We start from the raw sequence: 18,913 nt of genomic DNA on the forward strand, positions 1-18,913 counted from the left end.
TTAAGCTTTATTCGGACAGCCTCAATTGTGAACTATAAACCTTTTTATATTCTTTGGACTCCTTGCTTTTACCCTGTCCGAATATATATCTGCATATAATGTCCTCGCTGGTATATTGCCCAATCGTATTCACATAATAGCCAATCGTCCAGAATGAGTCACTCCACAATTCTTTTTTCACCTCTGGGTGACGACGGAAGACTTCTTTCGCCGTTATGCTCTTGATCGTCTGTGCAATCTCTTTAACGCTCAGAGCTGGGAGGCTTTGGACCCAAAAATGAACATGATTCTCGTGCAAGCCTATCTCCACAAAATGGATCTCATAACGCTCTGAAATCTGCCGACATATCGCCACTAGTGACTTTTCCTCTGATTAAAAAAAATCATGCAAATTAAGTTTTTATTAAGCATTACTTTTTATTACCAAGCCTCATGCTATTCTTTTTTATTGTGATGAGATTTCTTATTTAGGATTGAGGTTTCGTGCTTTTCCACCCACTTAGGGTTCACTTGATAAAAGCTATCCAATTCTTGGATATGCTCCGGCATTTCCTTTCGTAAAAATCCATATTTGATTTTTAGTCCTTTGGCCTCATAATAGTTATCCAGCGCATACCATCCCAACAAAACCGACAATCCGATGAAAAGAAAAAGGACTATTAGCCATCTCCAGTTTATAAAAGAGTGTTCATGACTAACGACTTGTGTATGTGGTAGCAACGTCTGGATTCGCTTGAGTTCTTTTAGCTTTTCCTCAAACTTAAAAATAGGAGTATAGTCTATCTTTGGCACATCTGGTGATGTTTTATGTGTCACGATATTGACACTATCCTTAAGTGTAGCCCATTTCTTTAAGTATGGACTCTAGTTGGCTGTTTACCCAATTTTCGTTTTCTTGCTTGAAGGGATTTGAACTTTGTTTGATTTCCGATTTTATAGTCTGTACATCCCTTAAAAGCTCCTGTAAAATAATTTCTATTTCTGTGTTGTTCATTTTGAGTATTTTAAAATGTTATCTACGAATACCACGCTTTCTCTTGAGTTTTTTGAGTTTTTCCTCTTCCGTTTCGGAAAGGGAAATAGAACCACCATAAAAGTCTTCTGCTTGCATTGTCTTACCGATATGGTTTAACAATGTCTCTATGATATTAAAAGATGAGAGTTCTTGGCTCTTCGTAGTATTACCATTGGAGGGAGAGGACATTTTTTGCTGGTAAATGCTGTCCATCCGAAAAGCTGGATTTTCATACTGTTTTTCCTGGATCTTGTTAAAGGCAATAATCTTTTCTATTTTCTGAAGACTCAGTCCTAAATCACTCGCTTTGTAGTAAATACCGGTCTTGTCTTCCACAATACCCAGTCCTCTTCCTTTTCTTAAGGAATAACCTACCCCATTCATTTTTGCTACAAACTCCAACATTGACTTTGTTCCAATGAGGGCCTTTCCCAAATCCTGTCTGGCCTTTTCAAATCTTGCATTGTTTCTCAAGCGCTGCTTTGGGTCAATCCCAATTTTCGGTGTTTCAACTTGTTTGAGTCCAAATTCCAATTCGCATGATCTTGCAATTTCCATCAAACGTATTTTGGATTTAAACATATTAGGTGTGGCCTTGCCATCAATAGGAGGTAGGCAAACGATAAAGTGGTAGTGGTCTTTATTCTCAGAAGAAGCGTGTTTCACGCCCAACACAATGCTATTCTCCAATTTAAATTCCTTGACCAGTTTTTCAGCTAAAGCAAGTTCCTGATCCTTGGTCAGTCTTTCGTTTTCTGCGAGGCTAAATATTGCGTGGAACATAGGGGATTGACATTTGCCTTTGTTGAGTTCCATTGCCATCTTCATTTGCTCTTTTATTTCAGCATGGGAACCGTAGCATCCGTTTTGGACAACGATGTTTGCTTTTTCGTCCGGGTGTTTCAGTCCTTTTTCCCGTAGGGCATAGTCCACCATTCTGGGACACGACCCTGCCGAACCCCTTGTTTGCTTTGCTATCATTGTAATGCATTTTTGATTTCGTTCGCCAGTTGGTACAGTCTGTTTGCGTAAAAATGAAGTTCTGATTCGGCTATGTTTTTGAGTCGGTCCGAATGGCAATACCTTGTGAACTGGTTAAAATTGTTGGCACTTTGTAGCATGGCCAATACAGTTTTGTTAACCGATGCCGGAATCGTTTTTTTGTAAAGTTTGATCTCCACGTTACGTGCAGAGGCGATCAAAAAATCGGAAACCGTCATCTCGCATTTGGCGGCTTTTTGTTTTATGATGGCTTTTTCTATGGTGGTAGCACGGAGATATATCCTAGTTGTTTTATTTTTCATTTTTATAAAATTTTGGATGAATAAATACGAATGCAAAGCATGAGGCATTTTATTTTGGCCGGCTGCGTACGTACCAGCCTCCTGCTTGCCTATACGATTAATTTTAAAGGTCGTGTTACAACGACCGTCCTCTGTTCCTTTTTTGTCCCTTATTGTATTTCAGGAAATCGTTCAAGTCTTTACCGTCCTTCATTTGGTATTTAGGAGATAAATCAATGAATTTGGAGTCGGATTCTATTAGATTTTTTGTTTTGATTCTCCCTGGAAAATCAAGATCCAGTGCAAGAAAAACTTTGTTATGTTCAAGCATTTTGGGAATGGATCTGTCCAGATTACTAAGGGAATGAAGTACCAAATAATTGACTTTTTCGAAACAGATTTTGTCTCCCAATTTAACCGCAGAAAGAAGGTCAAACATACCCTCGACGACTAAAACTTTGTCGAAACCTTCATCAAAGAAAGTAAAGTCTTTATGTCCAATACAGGATTTGAAATTTCCGTTTTTGCCTCTCACCTCCCAACTCCCAGAATTGTTTTTCATACCCAGAACAATCTGCTTTTTGTGAAAAATTCTGTGTTCAATTTCCAATTCACGCAGATATTTTTGGGCAATCTCGATTGGAATTCCTCTTTCGCTCGAAACATAAGACAACAGTTCTTTATCCGCTAAATCACTTTCCCTGTTGATTAGAAAACTTGGATTGGCTGCTATATCAACGTTGATGATTGAGGTATTGGGCTGCTCCATTGGAGCAGTAATTCCAAATATTTGTTCCAATTTTTTGGAGGCATCTATTAAGCTGCAGTTGTCTAGATTCATCACCAAATCAATTACAGAACCACATCTTTTTTCGTCTCCATAGTCAATAAACAGATTGTCACGGATGGACACTTTCACGCTAGCTGTATTTTCTGCTCTCCAAGGAGCGAAGTAAAATAGTGCATCTCCACTACGTCTAGCAATGGGATGACCGTATTTTTCCATGATGGAAGGGATAGGCGTTCTTTTAATTTCTTGGAAATTCATTATTAATGATTTTTAAAATTATAAATACTGGATAAGTAAGTTACTTGTGCCTACTTGCTTACTTGAAATCGCTGATAAGTAACCATAAGTAAGCAATAAGTAAGCTTAAGTAAGCAATGCTTACTTATTGTAAATAACTGTAATTGAATAGGTTATAGCAGTGAAAAGAGAAATAAGTAAGCATTTTTTATTTTCACCGTCTAAATTTTAAATAATATGCCTTGATCGGGTAGCCTTTTTCCTCAGAATAGCGGTTGTCCTTGGTGAACCCAAGTACTTTTAACGCCTTCCCCAATTGCTGGGTGCTAATGGTAATTCCTACATTGTTGGTTTCCCGGATGCCAATTTCGATTTCTGTTGTGGATCGAAAAAGATCGTGATCTTCCTTAGTTCCCACTTCATACAAATTCATGATTAGTTCCATTTCCTTTGTGATGACTGTAAAGGACTGGTTTGCTAATTCATTTTCTTTGATTTCATCTGCGGTTAGATCACAAGGATAACCAGATAGATAAAGATTGTAGGCTTGTTTCCAAACGAAATCAATATTAATCTCCTTGGAATAGGCAAAATCAATATCCAAAACTTCAAAAGGAATCCATCGAACATTACCTGTCTCATCGGTGAGAAATTCGGTTCGGTTTGTACTGCCAATAAAAGATGCTCTTCTCGGAATTTTCTTTGCCTTTCTTTCAAAAGGATGACGTTCTTTTACAAAAGCTTTTGATAAGATTGCCTTTAACATATTGATTTCCAATTTATTAAATGAAGCTAACTCATCAAGATTGATGATGTAATTCTCACAGAGCGCAATCATACTATCTTTATCAAACGAGATATTCTCGGCGGAATAACTTTTGAGCAATGAAGGAATGAGAAATCTGCAAAACGTCGTCTTACCTCCATTTTGCTTTTCTTGCACCAATATCAAAGCGTTCTTGTTGACATAGTCATCTTCCAATGCACATTTTACTGTTCGAACCAGCCATTTTTTTAAATGTCTTCTAAATCTCCTGTTGGCAGTTGTTTTTACATAAGATGCTAACTGATCGATATAATCGAAGTCGTGATCAAATCCGATTAATTGCATCTTGAAGTAATCTAGAAAAGCATTGAAAGATGGAACAAAGTCCGATTTTAGAATATTAATCAGATCATTCATAGAAGCTTTTACACTTTGTAACTTCAATTGGCGCAAAACATTGAACTCGTTTAGTTCTTCCCATTGTTCCAATTCTGAATGTCTGAATTCAATGATGCCATTAATGATGTTGCATCGGAATTGGTAGTTTTCCAATAGAAACTGTTCCAATCTTTCATAAGAGGTCATTCTTTCATTATCCATTTTCCACCTCCTTTTTGCCACCATTCAGAAAGGTTTCAACGGCTTCCACTGTGTAACGAATGAATCTTCTTCTTGCCCTATTTTTGTTTAGATTGTCTCCCCAATCAATAGGCTTTAACACTCCCGCTTTTTCAAGTTTTTGGACTTGTGTTTTTGATACCTTTAGGATAATTGCCACCTCTTTAGCGGTATAGGTGGTCATGTTGTCATGTAACTTCATGGTACTTTATTTTTGTTCCACAAAGCTCATAGTTGCCTAAAAAAAATAGACTGAAAGTATACTTTGTAAGTTGGTAAAAGTATACTTTCAGTCTATTAAGTAATTGAGAATCAATCTAATTTATTATTACCTTTAAGCTTTCATTGAAGTCATTAATGTTGATTATGGGAAAATTGAAGTCATAATTTTGGACCAGGCAGTGAAATGAATAACAGATATTTCTTTTTTTGCATTCGAACAAAATACAGATTACTTGAAGATTATTGGACATTGGTATGTAAAAACAGCAGATGATTTTTAGTACTGGTAACAACAGTTCCTTACTTCTTAGTTAAAAAATAGGAATAAGGTGCTGTTGTTTGTTTTTATAGTAATTACTAGCGGCATAAGAATCAAAAATAAGTATCAACTTCTACTTTGTAGTATATGATTCAGGATTCCTAAGGAAAGCTTCCTTACAGGTACTGGAACAAAAGCCGTACAATTTTCCTTTGTAATAAGCGGTGACACCAATACCCATTCCTAAAGACATACCACAGACTAGGTCTTTTGGGCTGTCGTAGTGTAGGTTTTTGAGGCTTTCATTTGGATGTGTCGCAGGATGCACCCCTTCGTTGTAGATAGCACGCAATCCCTCGACCATGCTTTTGTCGCTATTGCCTTCGCTACCACCTTGAAATGGAGGCTGCGGATTATACTCCATATCCAGCATCGTGGCTTTGGTAAAGTGCTCCCCTGCAATATCGTTCAATAAGGCTAGACTAAGGTCTATCCCAGCAGATACACCCGCAGCCGTCCAATATTTACCACTATGGGTATAGCGTTTATTCTCTATATTGGCACCAAATTCTTTTGCTAATATAGATTTGGCAAACCAGTGCGTGGTGGCATTCTTGTCTTTTAATAAACCTGCGGCCCCTAGTACCCATGCACCAGTACAAACGCTAGTGGTATATTTGGATGTACGGTCAATATTACGAATCCAGTTTAGTAAAGAAGTGTCTTTCGTCTCCGTATAGGTTTGTGCCAGCCCACCAGGGATCAGTAGTATATCCAAATGCTTTACCTCACTAATGGATGTATCGACCATTACTTTCAATCCAGCACCGTCTTCGACAATTTCTTTTTGTTTTGCTATAAAAAACACTTTCGCACCCATGATATGTGTAAATACCGAATAAGGACCCATTGCATCCAATGGAGAATAACCATTGTACAGATATATGCCTACGGTCTTAATCTCTACTTTTGGCTGCGGGAAAAGTTCCATGATGGATTCCGGATGTGACCTAAAGGGTTCGATGTCCTTATCTTGCTTTTTGTTCTGACATGATAGCACCAGTAACGTGCAAAACATCAGAGATATGATTCTTTTTATCATTTTTTACTTATTAAAATCTAATTGAAAATGTTACACCATACATTCTTGGGCTTCCCAATAGGTAGGATCCGTATCCGTAGGCAATGTAGCGAACATTGTTAATGTTTCTGCCCCAGAATGCTATTTCAAATTTTTTCGCGGTAATGCCTGCTCGGGCATTGACAAGTCCATATCCAGACTGGGTATCAGTATTGACAAAATCCAGATAGTACTTGCCTATGTATCTATATTCTCCTCTCACAAACAAAGATAAACTCTGTTTAGTCTGTGTAAGTGGAAAATTGTATTGCACCGCCAACATGCTAGATATATTTGGGTTGTTGATAGGACGATTGCCTTTATAGTTGACCGTAGACCCGGAGGTATAGTCATACAAATTTAGTTTGGCATATTTGGCATCAGACCAGGATGCGTTCCAGTCTATAGAAAGGTTCTTGACGAGTATTGCCGTCACTTCCGTTTCTATACCGAAATTATTCATGTTACCCACGTTCAATGTCAAAGAGTTGACGCCATCTGTCGATGTCCCTACCTGCTGGTCTTTTTGCTGTAAGTAAAACGCCGTGACATTTAACTTCAACCTGTTGTCAAATAAATTGTTTTTGATGGCAACTTCGTAGTTGTCAGATTTTTCCGGACTGTAAAACTGTTGGCTAACCGTGGTGGCGCCAATATTAAAACCACCTACACGGAATCCTTTAGCAAAGGATGCATACACTAGAGAATTGTCAGTAAGTTTATAACTGAGTGTTACTTTGGGTGTAAAAGCATTGAATGTCCTATGGTTTGATTCTAAGCCACTAAGAGGTGTAATGACCTCATCTTTTTCATAATTAATAGTCTGATCCTGCTGTCTTCTTTCCACGTCGTAGCGTGCTCCCATTGTGATGTTCAGTTTGGATGTTAAATTATAAGTCGCTTGCCCAAAAAAGGCAATACCACTGTTTTTACTTTCCGTGTAAGTCAATGTTCCATAAGGTGCAGAAGGATTGTATGCCGCATAGTCTTCGTCATAGTAGGTATTGGTATTGGTTTTTATTTTCTCTGCGAAAAGAAACGCACCTCCCGTCCATTTCCATTTACTGATACTGGCTGGAGATGTGAAACGAAATTCCTGTGTGAGCTCACGGGAGCGGGTTGCATTGCTTCCACTGATCAGATTGGCAGAGGTAAAATCAAAGTCATATCTCCCTGGTATCCAAATATGGTAATCTATACCAGAAGTAATGGAAGTAAAATTAAAATGTTTGCCAAAATAATTGATGGTAGCTGAGACGTTTGTATTGTTTCTTTTTTCAATGTTTTCCCAGTTTCCAAAGTATTGGTAAGGGTGGTTACGAGCAGCAGAATCACTAGCTGCCCATGGATAGGCTCCCCGGTCATCGTCGTGTTCAGTTTTAGCATTGATGTTTATCTGCCATTTGTCGTTTACGAAGTATTTTAGGTTACCGTTAATGTTATAGTCTTTTCTTCCATCATAATGTTTCATGTTCAGAGTAGGATCACTATAGATGCTTCCGCGACCATTGTATTGCCCCGATACGTTAAAGAACAGTTTATCTTTTACGATAGGCGTATTTATACCGACCGTATAGCGCTGCTGTCCATAGTTTCCAAGATCGACCTCTGCATATCCGTGCAGACCATTTGTTGGTTTTTTGGTAAAGATATTGACCACACCACTGAATGCATTTCTACCATAAAGTGTACCCTGAGGTCCACGTAAAATCTCGATACGCTCAATATTGTTGAAATTAATTGGCGCAGAATAGTAGTCAAACTGATATACGCCATCCACATAGGTTGCTACCGACTGGCCATTGCTGAATCCCATCGTTCCACGGATATTGAAAAAATTGGATCCCGTACTATTTCCATGTTCAATCACGTAGAGACTTGGAACGAGTGCCGTCAGGTCGGCAATGTTCCATGCTCTATAATCATTCAATTTTTGAGCACTTAGCGACGATACCGCCACTGGTGTCTGTTGCAAACGTGTTTCTATCTTATCGCTGCTTACAACAATATCGTCTAGTTGTTTTCCGTTTTCAGTAAGGATGATAGAAGTTGAAGTTTTATCTACACCGACCTTCACGCTGTTGATCAACGAGGCGTAACCAACACGTGTGACGTTGAGCTGATAGCGACCTTCCTTAATATTAGAGAAAATGAATTTTCCTTCTCTATCTGTAGTTGTGGTTCTATCCGTATTCAGGATATGAACCGTAGCGGCATCTATGGGTTGCCCATTTTTTGTATGTACTCCTCCTTGGAGCGTTTGTGTGTATAGTTTGCTATATATGATTAAGAAGAAAAGTAATAAATATTTTCGAGTCATATAGTTATATTTAATAAGTACTTTATTATTGCAGTAATGCATTATTACAGTTAAGATTTTTCCATTCTATAAAGACAAAAGATGTTTATTTTAAATGCTTAGACACTTATTGATTTGCACTAACTTTTGGCATGACAATTCCAGCATGACGGATTCAAATTGTCCATCATGTAAATTGATTGTTTTTTATAAAATTATTATGGAGCGGATACAATTATAACACTTAAGCATTATACGCATTCGCCCTTTAGAACTATGTATGTAAATGGTTCTTTAGTGAATGATTTTTGCCAGACATTACTGGGCAATAACCTTCTACTAGAATGTTAAATAAACATACTAATTAATAGAATTCTATAATTGAAAAGATGAAATTTAAGTGTATTGCAGTATGGGCGGCTTCAATAAGTGAAAATAATATTGATGATATAGCATAGACAAATTTCTAGGAGTAATTTTGGATATAGTATTATTGATAGAAGGATTGGCTATATTTTCAATTACAGGAAAATTGTTAGCACATATTTGATAGTTTGCTTTATTGAATTCCAACCCAAGATCCTTTTCTTTTTGCTCCTCTTTTTTTAACGCCCTCATCAAAAAACAATGACCGTTACAATGCAACATCGGCTTGTCTTTGTTGATACAGTACTTGGCTGAAAGTTCATTCCTGTTCGCATAAAAGTCCAGTATAACAAGATTTTTGTTAAAGCAAAGCATAGAATAAGCAAATAAGAACAATATAGTGAGAAATCTTTTCAAGCTTGGAAACAATTGCGTTGCAAATATATGGCCTATTTTCATTCATCTAAAAGATATTTATACAACTCCTTTAAGGCAAAGATCAAGTCTCTGGGAGACTTTACCAGCAATGAATTAATACGTCTTGCCGAAGTCATCTGTTTTAATTTTGGATATATTAACAACTTTATTTTAACGCTATTAAAAATATAGAATAACTTATTTCTCATAGAGAAATTAATATATCTAAACCCCAATCTCCATGAAATATTATTTTTTGATTAGTAAATTTTGCAACCCTAACCAAGCCCCTCCATCAAATACGTTTTGAAATCCTTTTTTCTGTAGGACGTACAGAGCTTTTTTACTTCTGATCCCATGGGAACAGGTGGTTATGTATGTTGTGTTTTTATTCAATAAAGTGTATTTATTATTTAAACTTTCTAATGGAATGTTTATCGCACCTTTGATATGAGCCGCTTGAAATTCTTGTTCGGTTCTTACATCTATTATAGTTGGATGTTGTAAGATAATTTGTTGTAGTTGGTCTTTCTTTTTCAGATTAGACATGTAATCTAATCCAAAACAAAGTGATATCAATACTATTCCAACAATTGCTATACTTTTCATTGAATACATTTATCTTAAGAATGGACGTTGTGCCAAGGGTGAAAATGGCCAAGGTATCATGAGTAATATAATTAACAGTGCCAAAGAATACCATAAACTAAGTACTTTAAATTTCTTTTGGTCTGTGCTAGCTTTTTTTGCGTTTATAGAACCAATGGTGATGAGTACAATGCTAATTATCATCATAACGCTGTGCTCCATGCCAAAAAATCTTATATTTCTAATTTTCATCGCAGATGCTGAGTTGTGAAATAAAAATTTTATAGTTGGACTAATACCGTACAATACCACACCTATCAGCAATTGAATATGACAAATAATGACGGATGCGATTCTTAACTTATTATCTCCATTAGTATATTTTTTATGAAATATCCAACCTCTAGTAGACTTAACTATAACAGCAATCAATGCAAAAAGTACCGCCCATCGTGTAATGGAATGTAGTGATAAGACAAATGAAAACATAATTTTTTTTGCAAAAATAGTAAAAGATACCAATTAGTATGTTTCTTTGTAAAAATTTATTTTTTTGATAAAAAAACATTCACTCGTAAATTATGGTAAAACAATATGCAAGCTTTTGAATGTTTAAAACATCAACTATTCTAAAAAAAAATTTTTAATGGAAATAAAAGCAATGGAGGCGCAAAAAGTATTATTAACGGGTATTACAGGCTTCTTGGGATGCCACACCGCTATTAAGCTTTTGGAGAAAGGCTACAAAGTGGTAGGCACATTTCGAGATCAAAAGAGATTAGATGCGACTAAACAAACAATTAGTAGGTACACTGACAAACTTAGCAATCTTTCTTTTGTGGAGACCAATCTTTTGGATGAAAATCAATGGTATGAAATAACCAAATACGTGGATTTTGTTCAACACATAGCATCACCCTTTTCGAAAATATTGCCAAAAGATGAAAACGAACTTATTCGTCCTGCAAAAAAAGGAACGTTAAGTATAATGGATGCCGCATCGAAAAATGGAGTCAAGCGTGTAGTCATGACCTCTGCCTTAGGTGCTATTTGCTACGGAAAAACCAATGAAGAGTTGCAATCTGTTTTTGACGAAAAGGATTGGACAAATATTGCCAACCTTGATGACACAACACCTTACTATCGAAGCAAGACCATCGCAGAAAAGACGGCATGGGATTTTCTTGCGACAGATAAAAGTGGTCTTGAACTGACAACCGTATGTCCTAGTGCTATTTTAGGTCCTGTTTTTGAAAATGACTACGGTGCATCTGTCAATATAATTGTCAGTTTGCTCAATGGAAGCACCCCCGTCATTCCAAAAATAGAGTTTGATATTGTTGATGTCAGGTCTGTCGCCGATTTGCTTATACTAGCTATGGAGTTGCCGCAAGCTGCAAACAACAGATACATTGCCGCTGCTACACATTTTACATATAAAGAGATCGCTAAGATTCTAAAAGTGGCCTATCCCAAAAGGACAATACCAACTATAGAATTGCCCAATTCATTCTCCAAGTTGTTGTCTTTCTTTATGCCTATATTGAGACCCGTATTATTGGAAAATAAAGTAAGAAAGATAGATGCCAGCAAAGCTACAAAAGAGTTGGATTGGACTCCATTGTCTGGTCAGGAAGCAATACTATCTTGTGCTAAAAGTTTATTTGATTTAGAGGTAGTAAAATAGCCATTTATAAACTATAATAACTAACCTTTACAACTATAGTAAAGAATTAGAAATTGAAATAACTAATTTATTTGAAAATAAAATAGGTCATTTCAATATTTGAAACTATGTTTGCAACATACTAATTGGTATCTTTTATGTCAAAAGCAGAAACAACAAGAGCAGATATATTAAAACAAGCACTTGAACTAATCTACAAGCAAGGTTATCAATCCACAAGTATTGATGATATCTTAGCTTCGACACATGTCACTAAAGGCGCCTTTTACTATCATTTTCGCAACAAGGAGGAAATGGGTATAGCCATGATTGATGAGGCTATGCATGATGAGATTTGGCCTCATATAGAGAGATCGCTATCATCCACTAAGGATTTTAGGAATAATCTATATGCGATGATGAGTGGATTACTAATAAAACATCCGTTTCTAACGGTAGAAAATGGGTGCCCGGCAGTAAATCTGATACAAGAGATGGCGCCTTTAAACAAGGCGTTCCGGGATGCACTGTCAAAGTCTTTTGACAAATGGGAAAAAGCGATTGTAAAAGAGATTAAAAGAGCTCAACAGTTAGGGCAATTAAGTCCTTCTCATGATGCGAAGCAGATAGCAGTACACATAATTACACTATATCATGGCATTCGAAATATGGGCAAGTTACTAGGAAAGACTTGCTATAGTTCATTTTTAAAAGATTTCCGTAAATACTTAGACTCATTGGAATAGTTGTTTATAATACACCATTGAACTGTAAATATTTTTTTTGTCACAAAACATACCATTTAGTATGTTTTGTAATTTACTAAAATTAATTACTTCATTTAATTAAAACATATATATGAAGGTCAATCTTATTCACTCTATTTTTTATCAGATGCAACAGAAACAGTACAAGAAAACGATAGTATTACTAACCGTAGCAATAAATGGGCTTATTGCTTTAGCATATTTTTTACCTAAACATAGTTTGTTCAAATCGTTACATTATTCTCTCATTCCATTGGCGAATGCTACATTGAATGGATTGACCTTTTTGTCATTAGTTGCGGCATTCATATCTATTCGGCGTAAAAAAATAAAAACACATCGTTTTTTCGTTCTTTTAGCTTTTGCTTTTACTTCCATTTTTTTAGTGCTATACCTTTTGTACCATTTTTCAATGCCCACTACAAAATTTGGCGGCAGTGATAGCATGAAGCTTTTTTATCTCTTCATTTTACTTACACATATCATACTGGCGGCAGTTATAGTTCCTCTTGCGCTATACACAATGTCATTGGCATTGACTCATCAAATAAGCAAACATCGCAAAATTGCAAAGTGGTCTATGCCTATATGGTTATACGTCAGTTTTACCGGCGTTCTCGTTTACATACTCATTTCGCCTTACTACGCTTAATCATTAGCTAGTTTGATTGGGTTTTAATTTTTAGCATAAAACATATCACACAAATAAAGTCGATTTTATGAAAATAAGACTATCGTATCTTATGACAATCACTGTAATCATATTGTCATCCTGCAATTCAGGCGAACAGCCAACACAACAGTCAACAGCCCCAGAAATACCTATTGCCGTTCTTCACAAATCAGATGAAGTTGTATATACCGAATATCCCGCAAAGATGGAAGGTTTGGCAGATATAGAAATCCGTCCACAAGTGAATGGTATATTGGAACATGTATTTGTGGATGAAGGGTCTTTTGTAAAAAAAGGCACACTATTATTCCAAATAGATTCTCGTCCCTATTTGGAAGCTTACAACAATGCTCAGGCAGAACTTTGGGCGGCGAATGCCGAAGTGTCGACAACCCAAATTGAGTTGGAAAAATTAAACGCCTTGGTAAAAAGCAAAGTTTATTCCAATTACCAACTAAAGATTGCAGAGATGGCTTTCGATGCCGCCACCGCAAGAAAAAAGCAAGCTATTGCCAAGGTTGGTAATGCAAAAATCACCTTGGGTTATACCCAAATAAAAGCGCCTATGCATGGTTATATTGGGCGTATTGGAAAAAAAGGTGGTAGTCTAGTCGCTCCGTCTGATCCTCAACCATTGTCCTATCTTTCTGACAATAAAAATGTACGTGCCTATTTTTCCATAGGGGAAAAAGAATTTGTATCGTTTAAGAACAGCCTTACGGGAAATGCGATCGGAGATAAACTTAAGCAATCTCCTCCCGTAACTATGGTACTTCCGGGTGGTTTGGAATACGCTCATGCTGGCAAACTAGACATGGTGGACGCTATGTTTGACAATAGAACGGGCGCTATTACTTTGCGCGCTACATTTCCCAATACTGAAGGATCTCTCCGTTCTGGCAATTCAGGAAAAGTAAGGCTGGGCATCAAAGAAAACGGGATATTTAAAATTCCCCAATCAGCTACGTTTGAAATGCAAGACAAAGTATTTGCATTTGTTGTAGATCGTAATAATAAAGTCCACCAAATAGCATTGTCTATAACTGGAACAACCGAAGATAGCTATTATATATCAAAAGGGTTAAACGATGGCGATCGCCTGGTACTTAAAGGAATGGAAGCACTAAAAGATGGCGCTGCCATACATCCAGAAATAGCCAAAGAAAATCTCACTAAAAATTAAATCTCAATTTTTAAATTATGTTGAAAACATTTATAGATAAACCTGTCATAGCGACCGTAGTTTCCATTTTGCTGGTCATCTTGGGGCTAGTTGGGCTAAAGGAGCTACCCATACAGCAATTTCCTGATATAGCTCCGCCGGTGGTTCAGGTTACGGCAAACTATCCTGGTGCAAATGCAGAGACGATGCTTCGTTCAGTGGCTCCCCGTTGGAAGAAGCTATCAATGGCGTGGAAAATATGACTTATATGAGTTCAACCTCCAGTAATGACGGGACTTTGACCATATCCGTTTATTTTAATTTAGGAACTGATCCGGATCAAGCTGCTGTGAACGTGCAAAATAGAGTATCATCCGCCACTGGCTTATTGCCCACAGACGTGGTACAGGCTGGCATTACAACCCAAAAAGTGCAGAACTCATTGGTCATGGCGATCAATCTGATGAGCGATAAACCAGAATTGTATGATGCTACTTGGCTGACTAATTATGCTCAGATAAATGTCATTCCAGATATAAAAAGGATTACGGGCGTTGGGCAAGTAACACTCTATGGAAGCAATAGGGATTATTCCATGCGTATTTGGCTTAATCCCTCCCAAATGGCCGCATACAACATAACACCTACCGAAGTTATGACTGCTATCAAATCTAAAAACATAGAAGCCGCTCCTGGTAGATTTGGGGAATCTAGCGATCGATCTTTTGAATATGTACTGAAATATGCAGGTAAATACACAAAACCTGAAGAGTATAGCAATATAATCGTTCGAACCAATAAAGATGGAAGTATATTAAAGCTTAAGGATATTGCCAAAGTAGAGTTGGGTAGTTACACTTATAACTCCCTCAATAAAGTGCATGATAAAGAAAGTATTCTATTTCAAGTAATACAATTGCCTGGCTCGAATTCTAGGGAAATACAAACCAAGATAGGCGAATTCATGAAGAAGGCGGCAAAGGATTTTCCGCCAGGAATTACGCAACAGACGCTTTATAACACCAAGGATATGTTGGACCAATCTATTGAACAAGTGGAGCATACTCTAATAGAGGCTTTCATTCTTGTGTTTATAGTTGTATTTCTTTTCTTGCAAGATTTTCGGTCAACACTCATTCCTGCAATAGCAGTTCCTGTGGCGATATTAGGTACATTTTTCTTTATGTCTGTTTTTGGTTTTTCCATAAATCTTTTGACCTTGTTTGCACTTGTGCTTTCGATTGGAATTGTGGTTGATGATGCAATTGTCGTGGTGGAGGCGGTACATGCCAAGTTGGAGTCTCACAATTTAACGCCTAAGAAAGCTACATTTTCAGCTATGCATGAGATTACAGGAGCTATCATCTCCATAACGCTGGTCATGGCGGCGGTGTTCCTTCCCGTAGGTTTCATGAAAGGGTCTGCAGGTGTATTCTACCGGCAGTTTGCATTCACTTTGGCGATTGCCATTGTTATTTCTGCTGTTAACGCACTAACGCTAAGTCCTGCCTTATGCGCTTTACTTCTAAAAAATGAAGCACATAAACATGGAGAAAAGCCAACCAATTTCAAACAGCGTTTCTTTTTTGCTTTCAATAAAGGGTTTGAAAACATTACGCAAAAGTATGTAGGTGGCGTCAAGAAACTGATTAAATACAAATGGGCAGGAATGGGCGCTTTGGTTGTTATTATATTATTGACCTGCGTTCTAATTCGAAAGACACCCACTGGTTTTATTCCATCTGAAGACTTGGGTTTTATAGCCATTTCAGTCAATCTTCCTCCTGGCTCATCCATGAAAAGAACTCAGGCTATTCTTGACGAAGCAGCTAATAAAGTCCGAGATATGAAAGCCAAATTTGCGTTCAATGAAGTTGCAGGCTTTAATGTTTTGACAAGTTCTACTAGTCCTTCCTCTGGTGTGGCCTTTTTTAGAATGAAAAAAGATGGAGAACGTGGAGAGATGAACAGTGTGACGGAAAATATCGCAGAGCTGCAAAAAAGACTATCTACTATAAACGGCGCTCAGTTTTTTGTCTTTTCCTTTCCAACGGTTCCTGGTTTTAGTAATGTAGATGCGCTTGACTTAGTGCTTGAAGACAAAACCGGTGGCGATCTGAAGAAGTTTGGAGGTATCGCCAATCAATTTATTGCGGCATTAATGAAGCGAAAGGAAATTGCCATGGCGTTTACCACATTTCGAGCGGACTATCCACAATATGAAATGGTACTTGATCATGAAAAAATAGAGCAATTGGGTGTTGATGAAAAAGAGGTTTTAAGCACCATGCAATCTTATTTTGGAAGTGCGCAGGTTTCCGATTTCAACAGATTTGGAAAATATTATCGTGTCATGGTACAAGCAGAGAAAGATGAGCGAGCCGATCCATCCTCTTTGAAAGAGATTTACGTTAAGAATAATATTGGAAACATGGTTCCAATCAATACCCTCATGGAATTAAAACGGGTGTATGGACCTGAAGCTATAACGCGTTATAACCTTTTTAATTCCATTGGCGTGAATGCCATACCTAAGCCTGGGTATAGCACTGGAGATGCGATACAAGCCATTAACGAGGTCGCCTCACAGCTACTACCTACGGGCTATTCATTTGAGTTTTCGGGTATGACAAGAGAAGAGATTGCATCAGGCGGACAGTCCGTGCTCATCTTTACCCTGTCTCTACTATTCGTTTATTTCCTACTTTGTGCGCAGTACAATAGTTATATTCTTCCTTTGGCTGTAGTTCTATCAGTTCCTACGGGTATTTTAGGTGTCTTTATCGCAATTGGACTTGCCGGTATAGACAATAATATCTATATACAAGTAGCCCTAATCATGCTTGTTGGACTTTTAGCCAAAAATGCGATCTTGATTGTGGAGTTTGCCGTACAACGCAGACATGCGGGGCAAACATTAATAAGTTCAGCCTTAGAAGCAGTCAGACTACGTTTTCGTCCCATCATTATGACGTCCATTGCATTCGTGGCAGGCATTACACCTATGATGAGGGCGACGGGGCCTTCAGCGATGGGAAATCATTCCATTAGTATTGGAGCTGCAGGAGGCATGTTAGGAGGTGTCATTTTAGGGTTATTTCTCATACCTGTACTTTTTGTGGTTTTCCAAAGCTTACAAGAAAAAATATCCGTAAAACAGAAATTCCTGGTTCCTCAACCAATATTGGCAAACGGTCAATCTCAAATTGATAATATTTAAGACTATTATAATCCAATGAAAAAAATAAATAAAGTAATTTTCATATTCTTTATACTCGGTTTGTTGTTGAGTTGTAAAGTTTCGAAAGACATTCAATTACCGTCAGCTGATCTACCGACTACGTTTGATCAGACAGCGCCGACAGATTCTGTTGGAATCGGATCCATTTCATGGAAACGTTTTTTCTCAGATTCAATACTAAGCGCTTTAATCGATAGTGCCTTGCGTAAAAATTACGACATGGCAATAGCCCTAAAGAATATAGAGGCGGCAAGCCAAATTATAAAACAATCGAAATGGAACAATATTCCAACCGTTGATTTTAATACTACTATTGCCTCAAATAGACCTTCAAAAAATAGTCTGAATGGTTTAACTGCAAGTAAATTTTTGGGCACAAACCATATAGATGACTATTCGATTGGAGTGGGAGTTTCATGGGCGCCAGATATATGGGGCAAGATCAGAAATCTAAACAAGTCGGCACTTGCTAATTATCTTCAAACCAAGGAAGTGCGTAATGTTTTGCAGACTGATCTTATTGCGAGTGTATCTAAAGGTTACATCAACTTGCTCATGCTAGATGAACAGCTTCGGATAGCAAAAAATAGCCTTGCCCTAAACGACACGACGGTAAGTATTGCCAATGCTATGTATGATTTTGGACAGGCTTCTTTATTAGCCGTTCAGCAAGCGAAAGCTCAACTACTCAGTGTAGCTGAATTAATTCCTGTAATAGAACAGGAAATTGCTATACAGGAAAATGCGTTACACGTACTTTCTAGTAATATGCCAGGTACTCACATATATAGATCAAGACTAGATGCGATCAAATTCTCAGACAGCTTATCAACGGGTATTCCTACTATTGCAATACGACAGCGCCCTGACGTTAGAAAATGTGAATTTGAGCTTTTAAATGAAAATGCTAAAGTCGGTATTGCGAAAGCCCAATTATACCCAGCAGTAAATATTACAGCGAGAGGTGGTCTTGAGTCTCTAAAAGCCAGCAATTGGTTTAGTATGCCAAATTCTCTTTTTGGTTTGGTTAGTGGTTCTTTACTTCAGCCTTTACTACAACACAAAGAATTAAGAACGCAATACAGCGTTGCAAAGATTGAACGAGAAAAATCCGTTATTAATTTTAAGCAAACTGTATTGAGTGCGGTTGGAGAAGTCTCTGATGCCATGCAAAAAATAGAAAAGCTAAAACAGCAAGACCAAATAGTTGGGGCACGTGTAGCGATGCTTCATGATGCGACCTCGAATATCAACCAATTATTTCAAAACGGGATGGTCAATTATTTAGAAGTTATCAATGCGGAAAGCAATGCTTTGGATGGCGATCTTGAGCAGATGTCTGTCAAGCAGAAAAAGTTATCTGCTATTGCTGATCTATACCGAAGTCTGGGTGGGGGTATATTCTAGTCCATCGTGTTTTGAGG

The 18,913-nt window shown here is 37.5% G+C and carries 18 protein-coding genes and 1 pseudogene; 6 read left to right on the top strand and 13 right to left on the bottom strand.

Annotated features, from left to right (window positions below):
• Positions 1-7 precede the first annotated feature (7 nt).
• The 13 genes from tnpA to E0W69_RS02810 all read right to left on the bottom strand — a co-directional run bounded on the left by tnpA (position 8) and on the right by E0W69_RS02810 (position 10,469).
• Positions 8-355, bottom strand: a complete 348-nt coding sequence (gene tnpA / locus E0W69_RS20745; protein WP_131328521.1) for an IS200/IS605 family transposase — start codon at positions 353-355, stop codon at positions 8-10.
• 80 nt (positions 356-435) lie between these two features.
• Positions 436-792, bottom strand: a complete 357-nt coding sequence (locus E0W69_RS02760) for a hypothetical protein (RefSeq protein ID WP_131328522.1) — start codon at positions 790-792, stop codon at positions 436-438.
• A gap of 40 nt (positions 793-832) precedes the next feature.
• Positions 833-994 (bottom strand): hypothetical protein, encoded by a 162-nt coding sequence (locus E0W69_RS20405; protein WP_191967947.1) that lies wholly within the window; start codon positions 992-994, stop codon positions 833-835.
• 18 nt (positions 995-1,012) lie between these two features.
• A complete protein-coding gene (locus E0W69_RS02765) occupies positions 1,013-1,996 on the bottom strand; it encodes a relaxase/mobilization nuclease domain-containing protein (protein WP_131328523.1) in 984 nt (327 codons plus the stop codon).
• On the bottom strand, positions 1,993-2,319 hold the full coding sequence (locus tag E0W69_RS02770) for a plasmid mobilization protein (RefSeq protein WP_131328524.1): 327 nt from the start codon (positions 2,317-2,319) through the stop codon (positions 1,993-1,995). Before E0W69_RS02770 ends, E0W69_RS02765 begins: the two co-directional genes overlap by 4 nt.
• Positions 2,320-2,434: 115 nt before the next feature.
• Positions 2,435-3,346, bottom strand: a complete 912-nt coding sequence (locus E0W69_RS02775; RefSeq protein ID WP_131328525.1) for a toprim domain-containing protein — start codon at positions 3,344-3,346, stop codon at positions 2,435-2,437.
• Positions 3,347-3,539: 193 nt separating this feature from the next.
• A complete protein-coding gene (locus E0W69_RS02780; RefSeq protein WP_191967948.1) occupies positions 3,540-4,691 on the bottom strand; it encodes a VapE domain-containing protein in 1,152 nt (383 codons plus the stop codon).
• Positions 4,684-4,911 (bottom strand): helix-turn-helix domain-containing protein, encoded by a 228-nt coding sequence (locus tag E0W69_RS02785; RefSeq protein ID WP_131328527.1) that lies wholly within the window; start codon positions 4,909-4,911, stop codon positions 4,684-4,686. Before E0W69_RS02785 ends, E0W69_RS02780 begins: the two co-directional genes overlap by 8 nt.
• Before the next feature lie 412 nt (positions 4,912-5,323).
• Positions 5,324-6,292, bottom strand: coding sequence for a DJ-1/PfpI family protein (locus E0W69_RS02790; RefSeq protein ID WP_225321365.1), 969 nt, complete (start codon positions 6,290-6,292; stop codon positions 5,324-5,326).
• Between the two features lie 10 nt (positions 6,293-6,302).
• A complete protein-coding gene (locus E0W69_RS02795; protein WP_131328528.1) occupies positions 6,303-8,630 on the bottom strand; it encodes a TonB-dependent receptor in 2,328 nt (775 codons plus the stop codon).
• Between the two features lie 375 nt (positions 8,631-9,005).
• Positions 9,006-9,227: a hypothetical protein gene (locus E0W69_RS02800; RefSeq protein WP_150136670.1), complete on the bottom strand. Its 222-nt coding sequence runs from the start codon at positions 9,225-9,227 to the stop codon at positions 9,006-9,008.
• Positions 9,228-9,641: 414 nt separating this feature from the next.
• Positions 9,642-10,001, bottom strand: a complete 360-nt coding sequence (locus E0W69_RS02805; RefSeq protein ID WP_191967949.1) for a rhodanese-like domain-containing protein — start codon at positions 9,999-10,001, stop codon at positions 9,642-9,644.
• A gap of 9 nt (positions 10,002-10,010) precedes the next feature.
• Entirely contained in the window at positions 10,011-10,469 is a 459-nt protein-coding gene (locus E0W69_RS02810; protein WP_131328531.1) for a hypothetical protein, read from the bottom strand.
• 157 nt (positions 10,470-10,626) lie between these two features.
• Here E0W69_RS02810 and E0W69_RS02815 point away from each other — a divergent pair, with 157 nt between their 5' ends.
• From E0W69_RS02815 to E0W69_RS02840, 6 genes and pseudogenes are all read left to right on the top strand, one after another.
• Positions 10,627-11,667: an NAD-dependent epimerase/dehydratase family protein gene (locus tag E0W69_RS02815; protein ID WP_225321366.1), complete on the top strand. Its 1,041-nt coding sequence runs from the start codon at positions 10,627-10,629 to the stop codon at positions 11,665-11,667.
• Between the two features lie 125 nt (positions 11,668-11,792).
• A complete protein-coding gene (locus E0W69_RS02820) occupies positions 11,793-12,392 on the top strand; it encodes a TetR/AcrR family transcriptional regulator (RefSeq protein WP_131328532.1) in 600 nt (199 codons plus the stop codon).
• Between the two features lie 112 nt (positions 12,393-12,504).
• Positions 12,505-13,065, top strand: coding sequence for a DUF420 domain-containing protein (locus E0W69_RS02825; RefSeq protein WP_225321367.1), 561 nt, complete (start codon positions 12,505-12,507; stop codon positions 13,063-13,065).
• Positions 13,066-13,132: 67 nt separating this feature from the next.
• The gene (locus E0W69_RS02830; RefSeq protein WP_131328533.1) at positions 13,133-14,269 is read left to right on the top strand and encodes an efflux RND transporter periplasmic adaptor subunit; all 1,137 of its coding nucleotides are present in this window, start codon (positions 13,133-13,135) and stop codon (positions 14,267-14,269) included.
• A 17-nt stretch (positions 14,270-14,286) separates the two neighbouring features.
• Positions 14,287-17,468: pseudogene (locus tag E0W69_RS02835) on the top strand (efflux RND transporter permease subunit).
• 15 nt (positions 17,469-17,483) lie between these two features.
• Positions 17,484-18,896, top strand: a complete 1,413-nt coding sequence (locus E0W69_RS02840) for an efflux transporter outer membrane subunit (RefSeq protein ID WP_131328534.1) — start codon at positions 17,484-17,486, stop codon at positions 18,894-18,896.
• Positions 18,897-18,913 lie beyond the last annotated feature (17 nt).

The organism is Rhizosphaericola mali, from assembly GCF_004337365.2.
GTDB classification, from domain to species: domain Bacteria; phylum Bacteroidota; class Bacteroidia; order Chitinophagales; family Chitinophagaceae; genus Rhizosphaericola; species Rhizosphaericola mali.